This window comes from Phyllobacterium sp. TAF24 (assembly GCF_052113785.1).
Lineage (GTDB): Bacteria > Pseudomonadota > Alphaproteobacteria > Rhizobiales > Rhizobiaceae > Phyllobacterium.
The window spans coordinates 110034-133325 of sequence record NZ_JBFRDN010000015.1 but is presented as its reverse complement, the minus strand read 5'-3'; the positions used below and the strand labels follow the sequence as shown (position 1 = coordinate 133325).

The 23292-nt window shown below is 55.7% G+C and carries 19 protein-coding genes; 6 read left to right on the top strand and 13 right to left on the bottom strand.

Annotation, left to right across the window (positions count from 1 at the left end; genetic code table 11):
- Both AB4Y96_RS14780 and rpmG read left to right on the top strand, forming a co-directional pair.
- Positions 1–471: autotransporter outer membrane beta-barrel domain-containing protein (locus AB4Y96_RS14780; protein WP_441918238.1), on the top strand; the 471-nt coding region annotated here is incomplete at its 5' end.
- 244 nt (positions 472–715) lie between these two features.
- Positions 716–883, top strand: a complete 168-nt coding sequence (gene rpmG, locus AB4Y96_RS14775) for a 50S ribosomal protein L33 (protein WP_008122896.1) — start codon at positions 716–718, stop codon at positions 881–883.
- Between the two features lie 180 nt (positions 884–1063).
- Here the strand turns inward: rpmG and AB4Y96_RS14770 are convergent, their stop codons facing one another.
- Positions 1064–2443, bottom strand: coding sequence for a PleD family two-component system response regulator (locus AB4Y96_RS14770; RefSeq protein ID WP_441918237.1), 1380 nt, complete (start codon positions 2441–2443; stop codon positions 1064–1066).
- Positions 2444–2471: 28 nt separating this feature from the next.
- A complete protein-coding gene (locus AB4Y96_RS14765; RefSeq protein WP_091884087.1) occupies positions 2472–2843 on the bottom strand; it encodes a response regulator in 372 nt (123 codons plus the stop codon).
- Between the two features lie 301 nt (positions 2844–3144).
- Here AB4Y96_RS14765 and AB4Y96_RS14760 point away from each other — a divergent pair, with 301 nt between their 5' ends.
- On the top strand, positions 3145–3432 hold the full coding sequence (locus AB4Y96_RS14760) for a DUF3572 domain-containing protein (RefSeq protein ID WP_441918236.1): 288 nt from the start codon (positions 3145–3147) through the stop codon (positions 3430–3432).
- 70 nt (positions 3433–3502) lie between these two features.
- Positions 3503–4819, top strand: coding sequence for a DNA polymerase IV (locus AB4Y96_RS14755; RefSeq protein WP_441918235.1), 1317 nt, complete (start codon positions 3503–3505; stop codon positions 4817–4819).
- Between the two features lie 377 nt (positions 4820–5196).
- Here the strand turns inward: AB4Y96_RS14755 and dnaE are convergent, their stop codons facing one another.
- Positions 5197–8706: a DNA polymerase III subunit alpha gene (dnaE, locus tag AB4Y96_RS14750; RefSeq protein WP_441918234.1), complete on the bottom strand. Its 3510-nt coding sequence runs from the start codon at positions 8704–8706 to the stop codon at positions 5197–5199.
- 139 nt (positions 8707–8845) lie between these two features.
- On the opposite strand from dnaE, the gene AB4Y96_RS14745 reads away from it, so the two are divergent.
- Positions 8846–9427, top strand: a complete 582-nt coding sequence (locus tag AB4Y96_RS14745) for a histidine phosphatase family protein (RefSeq protein ID WP_091883745.1) — start codon at positions 8846–8848, stop codon at positions 9425–9427.
- 330 nt (positions 9428–9757) lie between these two features.
- Here the strand turns inward: AB4Y96_RS14745 and AB4Y96_RS14740 are convergent, their stop codons facing one another.
- Genes AB4Y96_RS14740 through proS form a run of 3 tightly spaced genes read right to left on the bottom strand, consistent with a single transcriptional unit; the run spans position 9758 to position 13079 of the window.
- The gene (locus AB4Y96_RS14740; protein WP_091883747.1) at positions 9758–10444 is read right to left on the bottom strand and encodes an ABC transporter ATP-binding protein; all 687 of its coding nucleotides are present in this window, start codon (positions 10442–10444) and stop codon (positions 9758–9760) included.
- Positions 10444–11733, bottom strand: a complete 1290-nt coding sequence (locus AB4Y96_RS14735) for a lipoprotein-releasing ABC transporter permease subunit (protein ID WP_091883748.1) — start codon at positions 11731–11733, stop codon at positions 10444–10446. The genes AB4Y96_RS14740 and AB4Y96_RS14735 overlap by 1 nt, the downstream gene beginning before the upstream one ends.
- Positions 11730–13079 (bottom strand): proline--tRNA ligase, encoded by a 1350-nt coding sequence (gene proS, locus AB4Y96_RS14730; RefSeq protein WP_441918233.1) that lies wholly within the window; start codon positions 13077–13079, stop codon positions 11730–11732. Before proS ends, AB4Y96_RS14735 begins: the two co-directional genes overlap by 4 nt.
- 839 nt (positions 13080–13918) lie before the next feature.
- On the opposite strand from proS, the gene AB4Y96_RS14725 reads away from it, so the two are divergent.
- Positions 13919–14920 (top strand): glycosyltransferase family 2 protein, encoded by a 1002-nt coding sequence (locus AB4Y96_RS14725; protein ID WP_441918232.1) that lies wholly within the window; start codon positions 13919–13921, stop codon positions 14918–14920.
- A 202-nt stretch (positions 14921–15122) separates the two neighbouring features.
- On the opposite strand, the gene AB4Y96_RS14720 is transcribed toward AB4Y96_RS14725, so the two are convergent.
- From AB4Y96_RS14720 to nuoL, 7 genes are read right to left on the bottom strand one after another with little or no spacing between them, the layout of a single operon-like run.
- A complete protein-coding gene (locus tag AB4Y96_RS14720; RefSeq protein ID WP_091883753.1) occupies positions 15123–15392 on the bottom strand; it encodes a DUF1467 family protein in 270 nt (89 codons plus the stop codon).
- Position 15393: 1 nt separating this feature from the next.
- The gene (mce, locus tag AB4Y96_RS14715) at positions 15394–15798 is read right to left on the bottom strand and encodes a methylmalonyl-CoA epimerase (RefSeq protein ID WP_441918231.1); all 405 of its coding nucleotides are present in this window, start codon (positions 15796–15798) and stop codon (positions 15394–15396) included.
- Between the two features lie 8 nt (positions 15799–15806).
- Positions 15807–17480, bottom strand: coding sequence for a ribonuclease J (locus AB4Y96_RS14710; RefSeq protein WP_441918230.1), 1674 nt, complete (start codon positions 17478–17480; stop codon positions 15807–15809).
- A 19-nt stretch (positions 17481–17499) separates the two neighbouring features.
- Positions 17500–18324, bottom strand: a complete 825-nt coding sequence (locus tag AB4Y96_RS14705) for a biotin--[acetyl-CoA-carboxylase] ligase (RefSeq protein ID WP_441918229.1) — start codon at positions 18322–18324, stop codon at positions 17500–17502.
- A gap of 18 nt (positions 18325–18342) precedes the next feature.
- A complete protein-coding gene (gene nuoN / locus AB4Y96_RS14700) occupies positions 18343–19779 on the bottom strand; it encodes an NADH-quinone oxidoreductase subunit NuoN (RefSeq protein WP_091883758.1) in 1437 nt (478 codons plus the stop codon).
- Between the two features lie 19 nt (positions 19780–19798).
- Positions 19799–21304: an NADH-quinone oxidoreductase subunit M gene (locus tag AB4Y96_RS14695; RefSeq protein ID WP_441918228.1), complete on the bottom strand. Its 1506-nt coding sequence runs from the start codon at positions 21302–21304 to the stop codon at positions 19799–19801.
- Positions 21304–23292 (bottom strand): NADH-quinone oxidoreductase subunit L, encoded by a 1989-nt coding sequence (nuoL, locus tag AB4Y96_RS14690; RefSeq protein ID WP_441918227.1) that lies wholly within the window; start codon positions 23290–23292, stop codon positions 21304–21306. The genes AB4Y96_RS14695 and nuoL overlap by 1 nt, the downstream gene beginning before the upstream one ends.

Sequence of the window (23292 nt, the reverse complement as noted above, 5' to 3'; positions counted from 1 at the left end):
GTGCAGCTGTTCGGTGAAGCCGCCTACCGGATCGATACGACCTATGCCGCCCTCGAACCCTTTGCCGCAGCYGCCTATACGCATCTGAAAACCGATGGCTTTACCGAGACAGGTGGCAAGACTGCCCTGTCAGGTCAATCTGATACAACTGACCTCACCACCACAACCCTTGGTCTCAGGGCCTCGCATCGCTTTGCCTTGAGCGAGGCGAGCGTCCTCACCGCTCATGGCATGGCGGGTTGGCGGCATGCCTTTGGCGATACCACACCGGAAGCCTCATTGGCCTTTGCCAGTGGTGGTCAGGCTTTTCCGGTCCATGGATTGCCCATCGCATCAGATACAGCCCTCGTCGAGGCCGGGCTGGACTTCGGTATCGGCAAGGCAACCACGCTTGGCCTCAGCTATACCGGCCAGTTCTCGCAACAAACCCGCGACAATGCCGTCAAGGCCAATGTGACAACAAGGTTCTGATCGCGGACAATGACAATAGCGGCAGGCTGCTTGCGTAGCCCGCCGCTGCCAGTATAAGAAACAGCGCCCAGCAAACACGGATTGTCGCGGATATCACCGGGATTGCACTTCAAAGCTTAGATTATAGTGGCTCTAGGCTTGACTTTTTGGCGGGTGTTGGTATGTGTCCGCCTGAATTTCCGCTTATAGCCACGTTGTTGGACTGAACGGCGGTCCTCTTCTAATTAAAACAGGTAAACTGAAAATGGCTAAGGCTGCGAACATCAAGATCAAGCTTCTGTCGACCGCTGACACCGGTTTCTTCTATGTAACGAGCAAGAACAGCCGTACGAAGACGGAAAAGATGTCTTTCCGTAAGTACGACCCGGTCGCACGCAAGCACGTTGAATTCAAGGAAACCAAGATCAAGTAATCTTGGCTTTTCCCGTATGATCAAAATGCCGCCTTCGGGCGGCATTTTTGTTTTCCGGGATATTTCTGGTTCTGTAATCGGCGCGCCGATTCGCGGCCTCTCTCCTACGCACGGGATATCGATCCAAAGAATCAGGCCCGGTTTGATCAGGCGGAGATATCTCTTTGGAAGGAAACGCCACTAGGCAGCGGCGGAGACGACCTTGTTCCGCCCCGACGCTTTAGCGCCGTAAAGCGCCTCGTCGGCACGCTTGAGCATGTTCTGTACCGTGTCATCCTTTGACTGCACGCTGGCAATACCGATGCTGATGGTTACCGGTACGCTGGTGATACCGTCATCAACAAAGAATGGCGTCGAGGCCACCTCGCGGCGGATTCGCTCGGCCACGATAGCCGCCATGGTCAGGTCCGTATCGGGCATGACAATAAAAAACTCCTCGCCGCCATAACGGCTGGCAAGATCGCTGCCGCGCACATTACGCCGCAGGCGGCGGGCAAATTCACGCAGCACTTCATCGCCGCCATCATGCCCGTGCGTATCATTGATGAGCTTGAAGCGATCAATATCGGTCATCAGGATCGACAGCGGACGGCGGCGGTCGACGGCACGCTTGAACAATGTCGCAAGGTGTGTTTCGAGATAAAGCCGGTTGTGCAGACCGGTCAGGCTATCGGTGACGGCCATTTCGTAGGTTTTCACCACGCTGGCGCGCAGGCCATCATGATAGGCCTTGCGCCGCAACTGGGTGCGCAAACGCGCCAGCAATTCGTTCGAATTCAACGGCCGGACCACATAATCATTAACGCCAAGCTCCAGCGCACGCCGGACTTTCGGCTCCTCGCCCGGATCGGCAACAAGGATAATCGGCATGGACCGGGTATTGTCGAGCGAGCGCAACTGCGCGCAAATCCGCAAGGGATCATGCGCGGCAAAACTCGATGCAATGATCAGGCAATCATGATTGCCCTGAATGGCATCAAAGAAACCGGTCTGCGGGTCGGTCTGGACATCAACCACGCATTCCGGCGACAGGACAGTCCTGATCCGCTCGGCGCTGGCCGGGCGTTCATCGATCAGCAAAACCCGCGCATCCCGCCCAAGAGTTTCGATCCCGCTCGGAAAACGCAGGATCGATTCAAGCCCGACATCACGGGTTGTCGCCACGCGCAACCGCAATTCATCCGTGAGGTTCTTCAGGCGCACAAGGCTTTTAACCCGCGCAAGCAGTTGGAGATCATTGACCGGCTTGGTCAGAAAATCATCAGCGCCAAAATTCAGGCCGGTGATGCGATCCATGTCCTGATCGAGCGCCGTCACCAGAATAACCGGAATATGCGCCGTGTGAGGCTGGGATTTCAGCCGGCGGCAGACTTCGAATCCGTCCATCCCCGGCATCATCACATCAAGCAGGATGACATCAACGCTGTTGTTTTCGCAAAACTCCAGCGCCTCATAGCCATTGGTGGCGGTGACAACTTCATAATATTCCGCGCTCAGCCGCGCTTCGAGCAGCTTCACATTGGCTGGAACATCATCTACGACAAGAATGCGGGCCGTCATATTTCACTTCTCCGGTAAAACTGACGGGTCAAACGTCGCCAAGGTAGGATTTGATGGTTTCTATGAATTTCGGCACTGAGATCGGCTTGGATATATAGGCTTCGCAGCCGCCCTGCCGGATGCGTTCCTCATCACCCTTCATGGCAAAGGCAGTGACGGCAATAACCGGGATAACATGCAGGTCATCATCGGCTTTCAGCCATTTGGTCACCTCAAGTCCCGAGACTTCAGGCAGCTGGATATCCATGAGAATCAGATCAGGGCGGTGTTCGCGCGCCAGATCAAGCGCTTCAAGGCCATTGCGCGTCCGGATGGTTTCATAGCCGCTGGCTTCGATAAGGTCGCGGAAGAGCTTCATATTCAGCTCATTGTCCTCGACGATCATAACTTTCTTCACCATTGGCCACTTCCCATAGATCGTGCGTTGTGTGGAATTGCCGTATTGACAAGGCTCCCACTGCAGCATCATTGAATGGATGCATTTGATAGCGAGTTTTGATTGATGAAAAGGAAACTCTTCATGCCAATCAAAAATGCTGCGGATCATGTTTAACCAAGGCTTTATTGAACATGTTATTTTGATCAGATTCAATTGGCGCGTGCGCATTTGACCTGCGACAACCGGCCTGAATGGCTTCAATTGGCAATATTGTTCGCTGGGGGTGCCCCGTTGAGCACACATTACGGAGCAGACAAGACCCATGAAACAACAGATGAACCTCGACAGCGCGCAGGATCTGGCGATCAATTCCCTGGTCTTTCTGGCCGGGGATACGGATCTGCTGCCGCGCTTTCTGGCGCTCACGGGCATTACCGCCGAGCAGATTCGTGAGGCGGCACAGGAACCCGGTTTCCTCGCTGGCGTGCTGCAATTCTATCTGGCGCACGAACCAACCCTGATGCGCTATTGCGAGGCGACGCAAACGGACCCTGCCCTGTTTCAGGAAGCGTTGCGGCTGTTGCCGGGCGGACGCCAGGATGTGTATTGAGGCGTAAACGGCTTGCAAGACGCCTGCCACTTCGGTACGTTCGGCATGTTCTATTTATGTTCCTGGTATCATGGCAACCCTTAACGATCCCGAATTTGGATTTTGCCGCGACTGTCTGACCGCGCAAGCGTCGGCCGGGCGCCGGTGCCAGCAATGCGGCAGCCCGCGCCTCTTGCGCCACCCGGAACTCTACAAGCTTTCAATCGCCCATGTGGATTGTGATGCGTTCTACGCTTCGGTGGAAAAACGCGACAATCCTGATCTGCGTGACAAGCCTTTGATCATCGGTGGCGGCAAACGCGGCGTGGTCTCTACCGCCTGCTATATCGCCCGCATTCACGGCGTAAAATCGGCCATGCCGATGTTTAAAGCACTGGGAGCCTGTCCGCATGCGGTGGTTATCAGCCCCAACATGGAAAAATATGTGCGTGTCGGGCGGGAAATCCGCCAGATGATGCGCGATCTGACCCCGCAGGTTGAGCCGCTATCCATTGACGAGGCGTTTCTTGATCTGACAGGCACGCAGCGCCTGCATCATGATCCGCCTGTACGGGTCATGGCACAGTTTTCCAATCGGGTGGAAAAGGAAATGGGCCTGTCCGTTTCTGTCGGCCTCTCCTACTGCAAGTTTCTGGCAAAGATCGCCTCGGACTTTGACAAACCGCGCGGGTTTTCCATCATCGGCGAGGAGGAAACACCACGTTTTCTCTACGACAAGTCGGTCACTATGATCTGGGGTGTTGGCAAAGTGTTTGCCGCCACGCTGGAGAAGGACGGGATTCGCACCATCGGTCAGTTGCAAACCATGGAGCTTGGCGCGCTGATGCGCGCCTATGGCACTATGGGTCAGCGCCTTTATCAACTCTCGCGCGGCATTGACACGCGCCGGGTGGAACCGGACGGCGAATCCAAGAGCGTTTCGGCTGAGACAACCTTCAACGAGGATATCGGTACGCTTGACGATCTGGTTCCCATTCTGCGCTCGCTCGCCGAGAAGGTTTCACGCCGCCTGAAGGCAGCCGATATTGCCGGCAGGACCGTGGTTCTCAAGCTCAAATCCAGCGATTTCAAGCTGAAAACCCGCAACCGGCAGTTGGCTGATCCCACACAACTCGCCGACCGGATTTTCCGCACCGGGCTGGCATTGCTGGAAAAGGAGATCGACGGCACACGGTTTCGCCTCATCGGCATCGGTGTAACTGATCTTGGCGATGATGGCCGCGCCGATCCGCATGATCTTGTTGATGTGCAGGCGACCAAGCGCGCCGTTGCGGAAACAGCCATTGATAAATTGCGCGGGAAATTCGGCAATAATGCCGTCGAGACGGGGTATACGTTTGGCAAGATCAGACAGAGATCAAGGCCAGTGCCGGATGAAATAGATTAGGTTTTTCTGATATTTATGGATTGTTTTTCAGGCGTAAGTGAGTGGCATTGGGTGTTCACCCCCCTCTGTCCTGTCGGACATCTCCCCCACAAGGGGGGAGATCACATTGGCATAAACGCCTTTGCACAACGGGAAACGGTTCAAATTGTGCAAGGTGGTATTGAAGGCTGATCTCCCCCCTTGTGGGGAGATGTCCGACAGGACAGAGGGGGGTGAACCATGAGGGAGAGTGAGGATGCAAGGTTAATCGCAAAGATTGCAGATCAAAAGAATTGCAGAATAAAGCTCCCCTCATCCTGAGCCTGTCGAAGGGCCTCATGGTTGTTGTGTCGAACCACGCACCACAAACCACACAACGTCATTGCAACGTCAAAACGCTACACCATCTCCACATCGACCACGCCGGGTATCGCCTTCATCGCGCTGGCAACTTGCGGGCCGACGCGATAGCGGTTGGGTAGCTCTATTTCTACTTCGCTCGCACCGTTTTCCTTGATCAGGATCAGGCTGACGATCTGACCGTCATTTTGTGGGGCGAGATAGGGGGTGATTGCGCTGAGGGGTTCGCTGGAGCGCATATAGAGCCGCAAGGCCTTCTGCATACGCGTCGCCTCGTCCTCGAGCGATTGGGCCGTCTGGATGCGCAGGCTGATGCCCTCGGGTCGGTCTTCGGCACCAACAGTCACCACAACGGAACGTCCGGGCTCCAGTAGATCGCGATATTGCGCCAGCGCCTCGGAGAACAGCACGGCTTCAAACTGGCCGGAGGCATCGGAGAACTGGATGATGCCCATCTTGTTGCCGGTTTTGGTCTTGCGTTCCTGCTTGGCGGTGATGGTTCCAGCCAGACGCCCGGCATTGGCGCCGCGTTTAACGGCAGCGGAGAATTCGGCCCAGCTCTGCACCCGCATCTTTTCGAGAATCGGGCGATATTCATCCAGCGGATGGGCCGAAAGGTAGAAACCAGCGGCCTCAAATTCACGCCGCAGTTTTTCCGCCGACAACCATGGCGCTGCATTGGGGAGCTGCAAGCCCTGCGAACCACCGGCGGCCATGCCGCCAAAAATATCCGCCTGCCCGCTGACACTGTCTTCCTGTGTGCGCTGGGCATGGCCGATAATACGGTCGAGACCGGCGATGAGTGCGGGCCGTTCGCGGCCAAAGCAATCAAACGCCCCGGCATTGATCAGGCTTTCAAAAACACGGCGATTGACCACACGCGGGTCAATTCTCTCGCAGAAATCTTCAAGACTGGCATAGGGCTTATCACCCCGTTTTTCGACGATGTGATCGACAGCCGCCTCACCGACGCCCTTGATGGCGGCCAGCGAATAGAAAATGCGGTTATCACCCACTTCGAAGAGGCGGAACGAGGTGTTGACCGATGGCGTGACCACTTCGATGCCGAGGCGCAGCGCCTCGCGCCTGAAATCATTGAGCTTGTCGGTATTGGCCATGTCATAGGTCATGGACGATGCGAGGAACTCAACAGGATAATGCGCCTTCATATAGGCTGTCTGGAACGAGACGATCGCATAGGCGGCGGCATGCGATTTGTTGAAACCGTAATCGGCGAATTTGGCGAGCAGGTCGAAAATGAAATTCGCCTGTGGTTTGGTAACACCGCGTTCCACCGCACCATCAACAAAGCGCTCGCGCTGCTTGTCCATTTCGGCGCGAATTTTCTTACCCATGGCGCGGCGCAGAAGATCGGCTTCACCCAGCGTATAGCCGGACATTTCCTGCGCGATCTGCATCACCTGTTCCTGATAGATGATGACGCCCTGGGTTTCCTTGACGAGATGGTCGATCTTGGGATGGATCGAGGCCATCTCCTCATCGCCATTCTTGCGCGCATTATAGGTCGGAATGTTCTCCATCGGACCCGGACGATAAAGCGCAACGAGCGCGATAATGTCTTCAATCCGGTCAGGCTTCATGCCGATCAGCGCCTTGCGCATACCGGTACTTTCCACCTGAAACACGCCGACCGTCTCGCCGCGCGACAGCATTTCGTAACTCAGCTTGTCATCAAGCGGCAGATTGGAAATATCGACGGCAATGCCGCGCCGCTTGACCAGATTGACGGCCGTTTGCAGCACGGTGAGGGTTTTGAGGCCGAGAAAGTCGAATTTGACCAGACCCGCCTCTTCCACCATCTTCATGTTGAACTGCGTGACCGGCATGTCGGAGCGCGGATCGCGGTACATCGGCACGAGTTCGGAGAGCGGACGATCACCAATAACGATACCGGCGGCATGGGTCGATGCGTGGCGGTAAAGCCCTTCAAGCTTCAGCGCGATATCGAGCAAGCGCTCGACCACCGGCTCCTTGTCACGTTCCTCGCGCAGACGCGGTTCATCCTCGATGGCTTTCGCCAGCGTTACCGGATTGGCCGGGTTGGCCGGAACCATCTTGGTCAGGCGATCCACCTGCCCATAGGGCATTTCAAGCACACGGCCGACGTCGCGCAGCACAGCGCGCGCCTGCAGTGTTCCGAAGGTGATAATCTGCGCCACCTGATCCCGGCCATACTTGGCCTGAACATAGCGGATCACCTCGTCGCGGCGTTCCTGACAGAAATCGATGTCAAAGTCCGGCATCGACACGCGGTCCGGATTGAGGAAGCGTTCGAACAGCAGGGAGAAGCGCAGAGGGTCAACGTCGGTGATAGTCAGCGCATAGGCAACGAGCGAGCCTGCACCCGAACCACGACCCGGACCCACAGGAATATCATGGGCTTTCGCCCATTTGATAAAGTCAGAAACGATGAGGAAATAACCCGGATATTTCATCCGGGTGATGATCGAAATCTCGTATTCTAGCCGCTCCGCATATTCCTGCGGTGTATGGCCATCGGCAAGGCCGAGTGTTTCGATACGGCTCGCCAGACCTTGACGCGCCTGACGTGCCAACTCATCGGCTTCTTCCTGTAGCGCGGCTTCCGGGTCATCGCTTACCCCGGTAAACCGCGGCAGGATCGGTGCACGGCTTTTTGGATAATAGGAGCAGCGCAACGCGATCTCGACGGTATTTTCCAGTGCTTCCGGAAGATCGGCAAACAGCGCGATCATCTCGTCTTCGGTCTTCAGATAATGATCCGGCGTCAGGCGGCGTCGATCATCAATCGAGAGCAGCGATCCGGCGGCAATGGCGAGCAGCGCATCATGCGCCTCATAATCCGCGCTCTTGGAAAAGAACACGTCATTGGTGGCAACGAGCGGCAACTCCAGCTCATATGCCAGATCAATATGGGTTGCTTCCAAGGCACGGTCATAGCCGCGATGGCGCTGCAATTCTACATAGAGGCGGTCGCCATAGATGGAACGCAGATGAATCAGCCGCTGACGCGCGCGGTCAATGCGCTCATCCTTGATCGCCTTGGCGATAGGACCTTCAGGCCCACCCGAAAGCACAATGATGCCATCGGACACCTCAGGCAGCCATGCGGCGGCAACATGGACAGGATCGCCCGCAGGCGTTTCCAGATAGGCGCGGCTGACGAGCCTGACGAGATTGGCATAGCCCGCTTCCGTCGCGGCCAAGAGAACAAGCGGCGCAAGACCAAGCGCTTCACGCCGGTTGGCGCTGCGGCTCTCCTCGGCCTGATCATGAAAAGCAATATCAAGCTGGCAACCGATGATCGGCTGCAGTCCGGATTTGGAGCCCTTCTGGGCAAATTCAAGCGCGCCGAACAGATTGTTGGTGTCGGTGATGGCAATGGCTGGCGCTTTGTTGGCAACGGCCAGATCAATAACCTTGGCGACCTGCAGCGCCCCTTCGAGCAGCGAATAGGCAGAATGCACGCGCAGATGAACAAAACGAAGCGCCTGCTTTTCCGCATTGCCTTCGTTCGGGTTACGCTGTCCGTCTGCCAATTCCTGCATCTCCAAAAGATTCCCGATGAATGCGCTGATTCACCATTTGGCCATTCTCTGGCAATGGCTCTGGGGTGTCCACCTATACTTTGGCCGCCAGATCGTGCGACTGTGAACAACCGGCATTTGCACACGAAAGGCCCAATGGATGAGCAACGCATTTCCTGAAATCTATCTGGTTCGGCATGGTCAAACCGAATGGAGTCTTTCCGGCAAACATACGGGCCGAACCGACATACCGCTGACAGCAGCGGGCGAAGAGGCAGCGCGCCAACTCACGAATCGCCTGCAGGGCCACGCCTTCGATGCCGTATGGTCGAGCCCGTCGCAGCGCGCATCGAATACCTGCGCCCTCGCCGGTTATGGCTCCGCCCGTCTCATCAAGGATGATCTGGCCGAATGGGATTATGGTTCCTATGAAGGTGTCACCACCAAGGAGATTCTGGCTGAACGCCCCGGCTGGCAGCTTTTTCGCGACGGGTGCCCCAAAGGTGAACTGGCATTCGATGTCGGTGCCCGTGCAGACAGGATCATCGCTGAGATCCGCAACGCGAACAGCAGAATTCTCATCTTCTCAAGTTCGCATTTCCTGCGCGTCCTTGCGGCACGCTGGCTTGGCTTGCCGCCAGAGGGCGGCTCGCTCTTCGTTCTGGATACCGCCAGTATCAGCGTGCTCGGCTATGAGCATGATCTGACGGAGCCGGTCATTCGCCGGTGGAACCAGATATAACTGACTGGAACGAAATGACTGACGATTTCAGTCGTCATCACGGTTCCGATCCCTTCAGATAACACTCACCCACATTGCGAATGTCGCAACAAACAGGCTGACTGTAACGAATGACATGACATCCTGGAAAAGTTCGCTCATCGGAAAAACCCTTCTTCGTTTGCTCTATGTATATGTTTTGTTCTATTTTTGTTCCAAAGTCAAGCACGCTAAAGCAACCATTGGTGCTATGGTTGTCGATTTCTTAACAGAGGGTAAAACGAAGCTGGATGGGATTGATGGCACGCGGTAAACGGGATGCGAATTTGCTTCGCATCCCTTGTTCCCGGATCAGGAGACGGTGGTGATCTTGCCGTCCTGGAGCGTTACCCGGCGATCCATACGCAGGGCAAGTTCGTGATTGTGTGTGGCAATCATTGCCGACAGGCCGGACTGGCGCACCAGTGCTTCCAGCGCCTCGAAGACGTAGGACGCCGTTACCGGATCAAGATTGCCTGTTGGTTCGTCAGCCAGAAGCACAAGCGGTGCATTGGCCACGGCGCGGGCGATAGCCACACGCTGCTGCTCACCGCCTGAGAGTTCCGACGGGCGGTGCGAGGCGCGCGCGCCGACTTTCATATAATCGAGCAATTGCTGCGCGCGTTCGGAAGCCACGCGTGGTTTCATGCCCCGGATCATCTGCGGCATCATCACGTTTTCAAGCGCCGAGAATTCCGGCAACAGATGGTGGAACTGATAGACGAAACCGATATCATTGCGGCGGATCGCCGTGCGCTCTTCATCGGAGAGCGAGCCACAGGCGCGCCCATCCAGAATCACGTCGCCATTGTCAGGCCGCTCCAAAAGGCCCGCCGTGTGTAGCAGCGTCGACTTACCGGCACCTGACGGAGCGACAAGCGCCACCATCTCGCCTCGCCCAAGCGAGAAACTCGCATCGTCAAGAATGACGAGTTCCCGGTCAATTTCATTGTACCGGCGGCCGACATTGGTCAGCTGAAGAATAGGCCCGGCTGACATTATTCGTACCTCAAAGCTTCAACAGGATCGAGCTTGGCTGCGCGCCATGCGGGGAACAGCGTTGCCAGAAACGACAGGACAAGCGCCATCAGAATAACGGTGAAGGTCTCGTTGAAATCCATCTTGGCGGGCAATGTGCTGAGGAAATAAAGTTCAGGGTTGAACAGGGTCGTACCTGATAACCACGAGAAAAACTGTCTGATCCGCTCCACATTCAGGCAAACAAGAACGCCAAGCGCCACACCGGCAATCGTACCGGTGACGCCAATCGCTGCTCCTGTCATCAGGAAGATGCGCATGACCGAGTTTCGCGTTGCGCCCATGGTTCTGAGAATCGCAATATCGCGGCCCTTATCCTTCACCAGCATGATCAGGCCGGAAATGATGTTCAGCGCCGCAACAAGCACAATCAGGGTCAGGATCATAAACATAACGTTGCGTTCGACCTGAAGCGCCGAGAAGAAGGTCACGTTGCGCTGGCGCCAATCCGTGAGCATAAGCGGCCGTGCCGCCGCATCCTCAATGGGTTTTTTCAATGCGTCAACATTGTCAGGGTTGTTGGCAAAAATCTCGATGGATTGAACCTTGCCTTCCTGATTGAAATAAAGCTGCGCCTCGTCCAGCGGCATAAGCGCGATGGACGCGTCATATTCAGACATGCCAATCTGGAAAATCGCCACTACCGGATAGGATTTGACCCGCGGCGAAACGCCGAGCGGGGTCACATCACCATCCAGCGACATCAATGTGAGTTTGTCGCCAATGCCCAATCCCAGATTTTCCGCCATGCGCGTGCCGATAGCCACGCCGCCCGCCTTGTCGAAATTGGCAAAGGTGCCCTGTTTGACATTCTTGGCGACGAGCTGAAGCTTGTTGATATCCTCTTCACGCAGGCCGCGCACCAGTGTGCCGGTGCCCTGCCCGACATTGCCCTGCCCCAACACCTGTCCTTCAATGACAGGAATGGCGAAGGAAACACCCGGCACCGTATCGATGCGCTTGATAAGATTATCATAATCATCAAGCGGCCGATCCATTGGCTGCATGATGACATGGCCGTTAATGCCGAGAATGCGTGTCAGCAACTCGCTGCGGAAGCCATTCATGACAGCCATGACGATAATGAGCGTCGCCACGCCAAGCATGATGCCGGTGAAGGAGAAACCGGCGATCACCGAAATAAACGTTTCCTTGCGCCGGGCGCGCAGATAGCGCCATGCAATCATCCGTTCATAGGCAGAGAACGGTTTTGGACCCGGTTGGACAGCAGTGACGGCCGGTTCAGTCATAGAGTTCCAGCCTGAATGTCAGCGGGGCCTGCAAGCTTGTTGATTGCAGCTTCAATGCTCAGGGTTTCACGTTCACCCGTCGCGCGATCTTTTATCTCGACTTCGCCCGCAGCAACACCGCGCGGACCGACAATCACCTGCGTGGGCAGGCCGATCAGGTCCATCTTGGCGAATTTCGCACCGGGTCGGTCTTCCGTATCATCGAGCAAGGGCTCAAGACCGGCATTGGTCAAAGCTTCGTAGAGCTTGGCGGAAACCGCATCGCAGGCTTCATCACCCGGCTTCATGTTGACGATACCGGCTCCGAACGGCGCAACCGCCTTCGGCCAGATGATGCCGTTCTCGTCATGCGATGCTTCGACGATCGCCGCGACAACGCGCGATGGACCGATACCGTAGGACCCCATCGAGACCATATGATCCTTGCCATYGGGTCCGCTGACCTTGGCGCCCATCGGCTCGGAATATTTGGTGCCGAAGTGGAAGATGTGGCCAACTTCGATGCCGCGCGCGGCCAGCTGATCGGACGAACCAACTTTGCCCCATGCCGCTTCATCATGCATTTCGTCCGTCGCCGCATAGGGCGTCGTCCACTGCGTCACGATATCGGCAATCTGCGCATTATCATCAAAATTGGTATCGGCACCCGGCACCGGCAGATCGAGATAGGCACGGTCACAATAGACCTGACTCTCGCCTGTCTCGGCCAGAATGATGAATTCATGGCTGAGTTCACCGCCGATGGGACCCGTATCGGCACGCATCGGAATGACCTTGATACCAAGTCGCGAGAATGTCCTGAGATATGCAACGAACATGCGGTTATAGGCAGCCTTCGCGCCCTCGAAATCGAGATCGAAGGAATAGGCATCCTTCATCAGGAATTCGCGCGAGCGCATAACACCGAAACGCGGGCGGCGCTCATCGCGGAACTTCCACTGGATGTGATAAAGATTGAGCGGCAGGTCCTTGTAAGACTTCACATAAGCCCGGAAAATCTCGGTGATCATTTCCTCATTGGTCGGACCATACAGCATCTCGCGATCACCGCGGTCCTTGATGCGCAACATCTCGTCGCCATAGGCGTCGTAACGGCCGCTTTCACGCCACAGATCGGCGGACTGGATCGTCGGCATCAGCAATTCAATCGCGCCGGAACGATTCTGCTCCTCGCGGATGATATTGGACACCTTGTTGAGAATACGCAGCCCTGCCGGCAGCCAGGCATAGATGCCGGCCGATTCCTGACGGATCAGGCCGGCACGCAGCATCAGCCGGTGCGAGACGATTTCCGCCTCTTTAGGATTCTCTTTCAGGATAGGCAGAAAATAACGGGAAAGCCGCATTGAGATCACCAAATTGAAACACAGCCTGAATGCTTGAAGAATCAGGCAAAACCAAGTGCAAAGTTAGCGTATAACCCAAAAATCTTTGCTGATTTCCGCAAAGGATTACGCGCCATTGAAAGTGTCGCTGCGCTCGTCACAAAACCCTTGGGAATCCACGGCGCAGCAATGTTTCTTAGCGGCTTAACGACTGGTTGGGAACCCGCAACCCACAAATGAGACGCCTCGAATTTGTGACAGTTTTGTTACGCTGCCAGATTTGTAAGCAAAAAATGACTGTATCGAATATTTTTCGTGACATTTCGAAGGCAGTCCGCTATTTTTTTAATCATAATGAGAAAGTAAGAATAATTCTGCTTTCCAGCGCGGTCAAAGTCTTGGGAGGATGTGACCTTTGGCGCGGTAATACGCAGCCACCACGCAAGTGGATTAGGTCAGACGCGATCTAACAATGCAAGGCGAAAGCCTTGCATTTTTTTTGCTTTGTATTGGGAATACAACACGTTATCGAACATTTTTAAACTTGAATTAATGTACCGCTATTCTTTATGCCACTACTTCATCGCTATATTTAAACTACTCACACGCCCGGCGTAGTCATCGCATTGGCGATTTCAGCCATGGATGAGATTTTCTGTGTCCAGGCTAATGAATCCAAAAGTGCGAAAAAGGCTCTCCGATGCCGCTCATCGATTCGCATTCTTCCACCCGTCAGACCGCGGCATACGCCTAAGGTCGTAATGTTGAAATCATCTTGGCGTGCTAGCCTTCGACCATAAATTGACGCGTCCTTCGTGGGGATTGGCGCGTTTTCGCATTAATATGTTCGGGGACGACCCATGACTGACGACAGGTGCAACGCGGCAATGCCGCGCAAGCGCAGTATATGCATAAGCACAGTGACGCGTAACCGACCGGTCATGCTGCAGAACCTGCTTGCTTCCTACGCAGCCATGCAGATTCCTGATGATGTGCATCTTCATTTCCTTATTATCGAGAACAATGAAGAGGCAACGCTTCAGCCTGTGGTAGAGCATTTCCGTTCGCTGGTGCCTGATCTATCCGTTCAATACGAGCTCGAATCGCGGCTGGGCATTGCGTTTGCCCGCAATCGCGCACTGGAATGTGCGCTGGCCGGTGGTCATGACCTGATGACTTTTGCCGATGATGACGAACGGGTCGAACCGGATTGGCTGGTAGAATTGCTCGTCGAACGTGACCGATTTGACCTTGATATAGTCGCCTCGCCTGTTCGTTGTGCGCCCGTCGCACCAGACGCCTCATTTGCTGCACAGCTTGTTTGGGCTGGTTTAAACCGCAGAAACAGACGCAGTGAGCACAAGGCAACGGTCAAACGCCGGAACAATGAAGCCAACAGAATTTTGCTGGCAACAGGAAGCTGGATGGGTAGCCTCGACTTTTTCCGCAGCACAGGCCTGCGCTTTGACAATGCGCTCGGCATGGCGGGTGGAGAGGACTGGCGTCTGTGCAGGCACGCATGGGAACTGGGTGCCAAAACCGGCTGGACACCCCTCGCCATTGCCTATGAGACGGTGCCGCTGGAAAGACTGACCTTTCGCTATCACTTCCGGCGCGACAGGGACAATAGTGCCGTCGAAATTTGCGCAAAGCTTGCCAATTGCCGCATAACCACTTTGCTGCGGGTGCCGGGTTCCATCGCGAGTAGAGTTGTGAAGCTTTGCAGCTATACAATCGCCGCGCCGTTTACCCGGGGTGAAGCGCTGATCCGGGTGGCTGCCTGCATGGGCAGTATTACAGGCATTTGTCAGGGCTGTTTTGGTAAAACATCATCGCATTACAGGCAGACAACGGGATCTTGAAGGTTGGATGCCATTTGTGGGTGATGTGGTTCGTGGTTCGACAAGCTCACCATGAGGGAGAGTGAGGGCTGCAAGATAGTCACCAACATTGCAGAATAAAGCTCCACTCATCCTGAGCCTGTCGAAGGGCTCATGGTGAGCTTGTCGAACCACGAACCATGCGTATGCAACACATCATACCAATCGCGGAATATGGTTGACCCTAATCCAGTTTCGGGAAGAAAACCGGGATATCATCAACACCGAAACCGAGCTTCTGGTTCACGATATAGAAGATCACAAAGATAACTGCTGAGACAATCGTGGTGATGAGGAACACCCGCCCCATGCGATGCTTATGGGGCGCGCTGGCAGTCGTGCCAAGCGTGACATCATCTTCGTCGGCCTGGGTGCGAAGGCCAATCGGCAGTACGGTGAACAGCGTCAGCCACCAGAAGATGAAATAAACAGCCATTCCAGTTGCGATAGGCATTTCAGACCTGCTCCAGTTCGATCAGCGTCCCGTTGAAGTCTTTCGGGTGAAGAAAGAGAACCGGTTTGCCGTGGGCGCCGATCTTTGGTTCGCCGTCGCCCAGAATGCGGGCGCCCTGCTCTTTTAGATGATTTCGCGCCCCCAGAATATCGGTCACTTCGTAGCAGACGTGATGCATGCCGCCTGATGGGTTTTTGGCAAGGAAAGCGGCAATCGGCGATTCCGCATTCAGTGGCTCAAGCAGTTCAATCTTGGTATTGCCGACATCGATGAAGACAACGGTAACACCATGCTCCGGCAGAACCTGCGGCGCGGTGAGTTTTGCGCCAAGCATATCGCGATAAACAGCAGATGCCGCCGCCAGATCAGGAACAGCGATAGCAACATGATTCAGACGGCCGAGCATCATTTACCTCAAACGCGCGTTACGAACACGGTGACAACAGGCTTTTTGCCCCATGCCTCGTTGGTTGCAGCGCGCACCGCGCGGCGAACGGCCTCACGGACCATGGCGAGATCCCTACGCTTTTCCCGCGGAATACTTTGCACGGCGCTCACTGCCGCATCATAAAGCAGGTCTTCGAGAAGTTCACCTTCACGGTCATTCTCCGGCAGGCCGACAGGCACGACTTCCGGGTCTTCAATGATGTTGTACTTGGCATCAAGCAGCATCGACACGGCAACATGGCCGACATAGGAAAGCTTGCGGCGGTCAACGATGCCGACTTCTTCCTCGTCGCCGATCAGCCTGCCATCCTTGATCAAGCGGCCAAATGGCGCCTGATCGATGATCTCCGCCTTACCCGGTGCGAGACGCAATATATCGCCATTGCGCACCTGCGGCACTTCCGGAATACCTGCCATGGCGGCGAGCGAGCCCTGCGCCACCAGATGTGCGGCTTCACCGTGAACTGGCACCAGGATACGCGGACGCACCCATTCATACATGCGCTTCAGCTCATTGCGGCGCGGATGGCCTGATACGTGCACCAGCTGATCATCATCGGAGATGATGTGAATGCCCTGTTCGATCAGCAGGTTCTTTGTCTCGATGATCGGCTTTTCATTGCCGGGGATCGTGCGCGACGAATAAATGACCGTATCACCGGCCGAAAGCGCCACACTGCGCATTTCATCGCGGGCGAGCTTGGCGAGTGCAGCACGGGATTCGCCCTGACTGCCGGTCAGGATGATGACAATGTTTTCGCGGGGAATGAAACCGTAGTCTTCTTCGGACAGGAACTCCGGAATGCCGTCGAGATAGCCAAGTTCGCTAGCCACAGCGATCATACGCTTCATCGACCGGCCAAGCACCAGCACTTGGCGCCCGGCATCGCGGGCAGCAATGGCAATGGAACGGATACGGCCAACATTCGACGAGAAGGTCGTGATGGCCACGCGGCCACGGGCATTCTCGATGATGTCGCGCAGACTGTCGCCGACTTCGCGCTCGGATGGCGATTCACCTTCGCGCAGCGCATTGGTGGAATCGCACATCATGGCGAGAACGCCTTCATCGCCGAGCGCACGGAAACGCGCTTCGTCGATCAATGGTCCAAGCGATGGTTCCGGGTCCATCTTCCAGTCACCCGTGTGGATGACGATACCAAGTGGTGTCTTGATTGCCAGCGAGACAGGTTCGGGAATCGAGTGTGTCACGGCGAGCGCTTCGAACTCGAAAGGGCCGACGTTGAATTTCTCTCCGGCACGGTAAATCGTAACGGGAATATCCGGTGCGCCCGGCTCGGAGTGACGCTTGGCTTCCAGCAATCCGGCGGTGAACGGCGTCGCATAGACAGGCACATTCAGCATGGGCCAGAGGTCCAGCAATGCGCCATAATGGTCTTCGTGGGCATGTGTGATCACAATGCCTTTGAGATTATGCCGTTCGGCCTGCAGAAAACGGATATCGGGAAGCACAAGATCAGCGCCAGGAAGATCCGGTCCGGCAAAGGTGACGCCCATATCGACGACGACCCATTCGCGTTTGTGACTGGGACCATAGCCATACAAGGCCAGATTCATCCCGATCTCACCAACACCGCCTAAAGGCAGGAACACCAGTTCCGCCTGATCGGAATTTGCCATTTATACTCCTAACAACCGGCTATCCGGCACTTGCTGATGCGACTGCACCGAAGTGAACATCGCCGGCAGCAATCTTCACCCTCTCCCCATCATTATCGCGTATGACGAAACGACAGTCTTCGTCAATTGTCTCGAATATACCACGCAGCACCGAGCCGTCGACCCGCACTGCAACTTCGCTGCCGATTCCGGCAGCACGTTTGAGCCAGCGCTTGCGGATTTCGGAGAGACCACGCCCCTCGTCCCATATGCGGCTGTTTTCCTGCCAAGCATCAGACAGTGCCAGAAACAGGGTTTCCGCATCGCAATCCGCGCCGAGTTGCTTCAACGATGTGGCTGGATACGGCACGTCCTCAGGGTATGCAACTATATTGACGCCAATGCCAACGACGACAGCGAAGCGTCCGTCAGGCAAAAGCGTCGATTCAAGCAGAATGCCCGATAGCTTGGCCTTGTTGATCAGGACGTCATTGGGCCATTTGAGTTCAATGCGCAGGTCAGACTTGCCTACACCATCAACACCAACGGAAATCGCCGCCTGCGGGCACACCGCATCGAGCGCATCGGCCAGCGAAAGCCCGGCGACGAAGCCAAGCGTTGCCGCAGTTTTTAATTCAAAATTGCCTGTCAGAAGCAGCGATGCGGCCAGATTGCCGTGGGATGTCGCCCAGGCGCGGCCACGACGCCCGCGCCCGCTCTCCTGTTTTTTGGAAACAATCCACAACCGCCCGGGGTCACCCTCCTGCGCGCGTTCCAGCGCAACAGCATTGGTCGAACCAACAGTGTCAAAAGCTTCAAGCCTGAAACCGTTTTGCTGCGCCAGTGGCGAGAGCGAAAATCCCATTGATCAGGGTTCCCGGCCTCAGAAGAACGTTTTCGCGGCAGCTTCCGCATAGGTGCTAACAGGTCCACCGATGAGCACATAAAGCAGCGTGAGCAGGCCCGAAACACCAAGAACCAGACGCAGTTCGCCGGCAACCGGAACAAAGCCTTCGGCTGGCTCATCGAACCACATGATCTTGATGATGCGCAGATAATAAAACGCACCCACAACCGAAGCCACGATACCGATGATGGCCAGCGCGTAAAGATTGGCCTGAACAGCGGCAAGGAAGGTGTACCACTTGCCCCAAAACCCGGCGAGCGGCGGAATGCCTGCTAGCGAGAACATCAGGATGGTGAAGATTGTCGCCATGATTGGATTTGTGCGAGAAAGTCCGGACAAATCCTCGATCAGTTCGACATTGCCGTGCTTGCGGCGCATCGCCAGAATGAAGGCAAACACACCAAGCGTGGTGATCAGGTAGATAAACATATAGATAACGACGCCGCGCACGCCAACCTGTGTACCGGCAGCCAGACCAACAAGTGCATAGCCCATATGGCTGATCGATGAATAGGCCATCAGGCGCTTGATGTTGCGCTGACCAATGGCGGCGAACGCGCCCAGAACCATCGATGCAATGGCGATGAAGACGATAATCTGCTGCCAGTCATGGGTGATCGGCTGGAACGTCTCAACGGCAACACGGGTAAGCAGGGCCATAGCGGCCATTTTCGGTGCCGTGGCAAAGAACGCAGTAACCGGTGTCGGCGCGCCCTCGTAAACGTCGGGTGTCCACATGTGGAAAGGCACAGCTGATATCTTGAAGGCAAGACCCGCAAAGATAAAGACCAGGCCAAAGACAACGCCAAGCTGGCGTTCGCCGCCTGCAAGCGCCTGTGCGATACCTTCAAAACCTGTGTGACCGGTAAAGCCGTAAACGAGCGAGATACCGTAAAGCAGCATGCCGGATGACAGGGCGCCAAGGACGAAATACTTCAGGCCAGCTTCCGTTGAGCGGGTGCTGTCACGGTTGATTGCGGCAACGACATAGAGCGCCAGAGACTGCAATTCGAGGCCCAGATAGAGCGACAATGTATCATTGGCCGAGATCATCAGCAGCATGCCGAGGGTCGCCAGCATGATGAGGATCGGAAATTCGAACTTGTCGAATTTTTCAGCCTTGGCAAAGCCCACCGACATGACAAGCGTGACAATGGAGCCAACCAGTGTCAGCACTTTCATGAAGCGCGAGAATGGGTCCGAAACAAAGGCCCGGCCAAAAACATGGCCATCATGCGGGAACAGGACAACGAGCGCCAATGCTGCAAGCAGCACGGCAACCGCAAGTCCGTTGACCACGGAATTTGCCCGTTCACCGGAGTAGGCCCCGATCATCAGAAGAGCCAATGCTCCCACTGCGATGAGCAGTTCAGGGGCCATAAGCGTCAAGTTGGCAATCATGTCGGTCTGCATCGGCCTTGGCCTCTTCCTGCTATTTCAGCGCCAGTGTGGCGGCTGCGGACAGCGCGTTATTGTATTGATTGATAAGGGCGTGAACCGAGCTTGCCGTCGCGTCGAAAACGGGCATCGGATAAACACCATAGAAGATGGTGAGGATCACCAGCGGATAGACAACCAGCTTTTCGCGCGGCGACATATCCAGCAGTGACTTCAGGCTTTCCTTGTCGAGCGAACCGAACACCACGCGGCGATAGAGCCACAGCGCATAGGCCGCCGAGAAAATCACACCTGATGTTGCAAACAATGCAACCCATGTGTTGACCCGGAAGACACCAAGCAGCGTCAGGAACTCACCGATGAAGCCCGAGGTTCCCGGCAGGCCGACATTGGCCATGGTCAGGATCAGGAAGACCACCGCATATTTCGGCATGTTATTGACAAGGCCACCATAGGCGGAGATTTCGCGGGTATGGGTGCGGTCATAAACAACACCAACGCAAAGGAACAGCGCGGCGGAAACAAGACCATGCGAGAGCATCTGGAACAATGCGCCCTGAATGCCCTGCTCGTTGGCAGCAAAGATACCCATGGTCACATAGCCCATATGCGCAACGGAGGAATAGGCGATCAACTTCTTGATGTCTTCCTGCATCAGCGCGACCAGCGACGTATAGACAATGGCCACAACCGAGAGCGTGTAGATCAACGGCGCGAAGTCAGCCGAAGCAATCGGGAACATCGGGAGGGAGAAGCGCAGAAAACCATAGCCACCGAGCTTCAACAGGATACCGGCCAGAATGGCGGATGCCGCTGTCGGTGCTTCCACGTGCGCATCCGGCAACCATGTATGCACTGGCCACATCGGCATCTTCACGGCAAAGGACGCAAAGAATGCCAGCCACAGCCATGTCTGCATGGACACAGGGAAAGAATGTGCCAGCAGTGTTGGAATGTCTGTCGTGCCAGCCTGCCAGTACATGGCCATAATGGCGATCAGCATCAGGACGGAGCCAAGCAACGTATAGAGGAAGAACTTGAAGCTGGCATAAACGCGGCGCTTGCCACCCCAGACGCCGATGATGATGAACATCGGCACCAGCACGGCTTCGAAGAACACATAGAACAGCACGATATCCAGTGCACAGAACACACCAATCATCAGTGTTTCAAGCACGAGGAAGGCAATCATGTATTCCTTGACGCGCGTCTGGATCGCTTCCCAGCTGGCAAGGATGCAAAGCGGCATCAGGAATGTCGTCAGGATAACGAACAGCATCGAAATGCCGTCCACGCCCATATGATAGGAAATTCCGGAGTCGAGCCAGGCAAGCTTTTCCACGAACTGGAAACCGGCATGGCCCTTGTCGAAATAGTACCAGATCGGCAGGGACAAGAGGAATGTGATAACCGTCGTCCACAGTGCCACATTGCGGATATTGCGCCGCGCGGATTCACTGTCATCCCGGATCAGAAGGATCAGGAGCGCACCGACCAATGGCAGGAAGGTAACAGTCGAGAGAATTGGCCAGTCGGTCATCAGAAGTTGCTCCCGAGCATCATCCACGTGACGAGTGCGGCGACCCCAATGAGCATCGCGAACGCATAATGATAAAGGTAACCGGTCTGCAGACGCACCACGCGGTTGGTGATATCGACAACCCGGGCAGAAATCCCGTCCGGACCATGGCCGTCAATGAGCCAGCCATCGCCCTTCTTCCACAGGAACTTGCCAAGGGCCTTTGCCGGACGCACGAACAGGAAGTCGTAGAGTTCGTCAAAATACCACTTGTTGAGCAGGAACTGGTAGAGACCGCGATGCTGCTCGGCCAGACGCTTCGGCGTTTCCGGTGAACGGATGTAGAAGATCCAAGCGAGGATAAAGCCAGCCAGCATCGCCAGGAATGGCGAGGCGGCAACAAGCGCTGGAACATGATGATGCAGTTCCAGAATCTCGTTTTCCTTGCCTGTGAACAGCGCACCCTTCCAGAACTCGGCATATTCGTGTCCGAAGAAGTATTCCCGGAACACAACACCAGCAAACAGCGCACCGATGGCGAGGATGAACAGCGGCACCAGCATAACATAGGGCGATTCATGCACGTGATGCATGACATCGTGCGAGGCGCGAGGCTTGCCGTGGAATGTCATGAAAATCAGGCGCCATGAATAGAAGCTGGTGAACAGCGCGGCAATCACAAGCAGGACAAAGGCATAAGTGGCAGCCGGGCTTGTCGAAGCATAGGCCGATTCAATGATCGCATCCTTGGAGAAAAAGCCCGCAGTACCGATAGACGTGCCGGGAATACCAAGGCCGGTCAGGGCGATCGTGCCGATAACCATCATCCAGTATGTTTGCGGGATCAGCTTGCGCAGACCACCCATATTGCGCATGTCCTGTTCATCGGAAACCGCATGAATGACGGAACCCGCACCAAGGAACAGCAGCGCTTTGAAGAAAGCGTGTGTGAACAGGTGGAAAATGGCGGCGCCATAGGCACCAAGACCGAGCGCCACAAACATATAGCCGAGCTGCGAGCAGGTCGAATAGGCGATGACGCGCTTGATGTCGTTCTGGACGAGACCAACCGTTGCCGCAAAAAATGCCGTGGTTGCGCCAACAAATGTGACGACAATCAAGGCCGTGTGCGACAATTCGAAGATCGGCGACAGGCGGGCAACCATGAATACACCTGCCGTCACCATCGTTGCGGCGTGGATGAGTGCGGAAACCGGTGTCGGGCCTTCCATCGCGTCAGGCAGCCATGTGTGCAGCAGGAACTGCGCCGATTTACCCATCGCGCCCATGAACAGCAGCAGACAGGCAACGGTGATCGCTTCCTGCTTGCCCAAGGCATAGCCGAGGAAGTTCAGGACAACTTTGCCGTCCCCTGCTCCCTCTGCCGGAAGATAAGAGGCAGCGGATTGGAACAGCGTATCAAACTGAACCGTATCGAACAGGACGAACAGCGAGAAAATACCGAGAAGGAAACCAAAATCGCCGACGCGGTTAACGATGAAAGCTTTCATCGCCGCAGCATTGGCCGAGGGTTTTTTGAACCAGAAACCGATGAGCAGGTAGGAGGCAAGACCCACGCCTTCCCAGCCGAAGAACATCTGAACCAGATTGTCGCCGGTCACCAGCATCAACATCGCAAAGGTGAAAAGCGACAGATAGGCGAAGAAACGCGGTCGATGCGGATCGTGATGCATATAGCCGATTGAATAGGTATGGACGAGCGCCGAAACCGTGTTGACGACGATCAGCATGACGGCAGTCAGCGTATCAATGCGCAAGGCCCAGTCAAAGCTCAGTGAGCCCGATTCAACCCAGTGCAGGACCGGAACCTTGAATGCTTCGCCATGGCCGAGCGCTACGGTCGTGAAAGCAATCCATGAGAGGACCGCAACCACGATCATCAGACCGGTGGTGACATACTCGCTCGCCTTTGCGCCGATAGCCGAGCCGAAGAGCCCCGCGATCAGAAAGCCGAGCAGCGGAAGGAAGACAATCGCCAGATACAGCAT

Coding starts and splice junctions, on each gene's coding strand:
- rpmG (WP_008122896.1), top strand. CDS start 716: ATGGCTAAGGCTGCGAACATCAAGATCAAGCTTCTGTCGACCGCTGAC.
- AB4Y96_RS14770 (WP_441918237.1), bottom strand. CDS start 2,443: ATGACGGCCCGCATTCTTGTCGTAGATGATGTTCCAGCCAATGTGAAG.
- AB4Y96_RS14765 (WP_091884087.1), bottom strand. CDS start 2,843: ATGGTGAAGAAAGTTATGATCGTCGAGGACAATGAGCTGAATATGAAG.
- AB4Y96_RS14760 (WP_441918236.1), top strand. CDS start 3,145: ATGAAACAACAGATGAACCTCGACAGCGCGCAGGATCTGGCGATCAAT.
- AB4Y96_RS14755 (WP_441918235.1), top strand. CDS start 3,503: ATGGCAACCCTTAACGATCCCGAATTTGGATTTTGCCGCGACTGTCTG.
- dnaE (WP_441918234.1), bottom strand. CDS start 8,706: ATGCAGGAATTGGCAGACGGACAGCGTAACCCGAACGAAGGCAATGCG.
- AB4Y96_RS14745 (WP_091883745.1), top strand. CDS start 8,846: ATGAGCAACGCATTTCCTGAAATCTATCTGGTTCGGCATGGTCAAACC.
- AB4Y96_RS14740 (WP_091883747.1), bottom strand. CDS start 10,444: ATGTCAGCCGGGCCTATTCTTCAGCTGACCAATGTCGGCCGCCGGTAC.
- AB4Y96_RS14735 (WP_091883748.1), bottom strand. CDS start 11,733: ATGACTGAACCGGCCGTCACTGCTGTCCAACCGGGTCCAAAACCGTTC.
- AB4Y96_RS14725 (WP_441918232.1), top strand. CDS start 13,919: ATGACTGACGACAGGTGCAACGCGGCAATGCCGCGCAAGCGCAGTATA.
- AB4Y96_RS14720 (WP_091883753.1), bottom strand. CDS start 15,392: ATGCCTATCGCAACTGGAATGGCTGTTTATTTCATCTTCTGGTGGCTG.
- mce (WP_441918231.1), bottom strand. CDS start 15,798: ATGCTCGGCCGTCTGAATCATGTTGCTATCGCTGTTCCTGATCTGGCG.
- AB4Y96_RS14710 (WP_441918230.1), bottom strand. CDS start 17,480: ATGGCAAATTCCGATCAGGCGGAACTGGTGTTCCTGCCTTTAGGCGGT.
- AB4Y96_RS14705 (WP_441918229.1), bottom strand. CDS start 18,324: ATGGGATTTTCGCTCTCGCCACTGGCGCAGCAAAACGGTTTCAGGCTT.
- nuoN (WP_091883758.1), bottom strand. CDS start 19,779: ATGCAGACCGACATGATTGCCAACTTGACGCTTATGGCCCCTGAACTG.
- AB4Y96_RS14695 (WP_441918228.1), bottom strand. CDS start 21,304: ATGACCGACTGGCCAATTCTCTCGACTGTTACCTTCCTGCCATTGGTC.
- nuoL (WP_441918227.1), bottom strand. CDS start 23,292: ATGCTGTATCTGGCGATTGTCTTCCTTCCGCTGCTCGGCTTTCTGATC.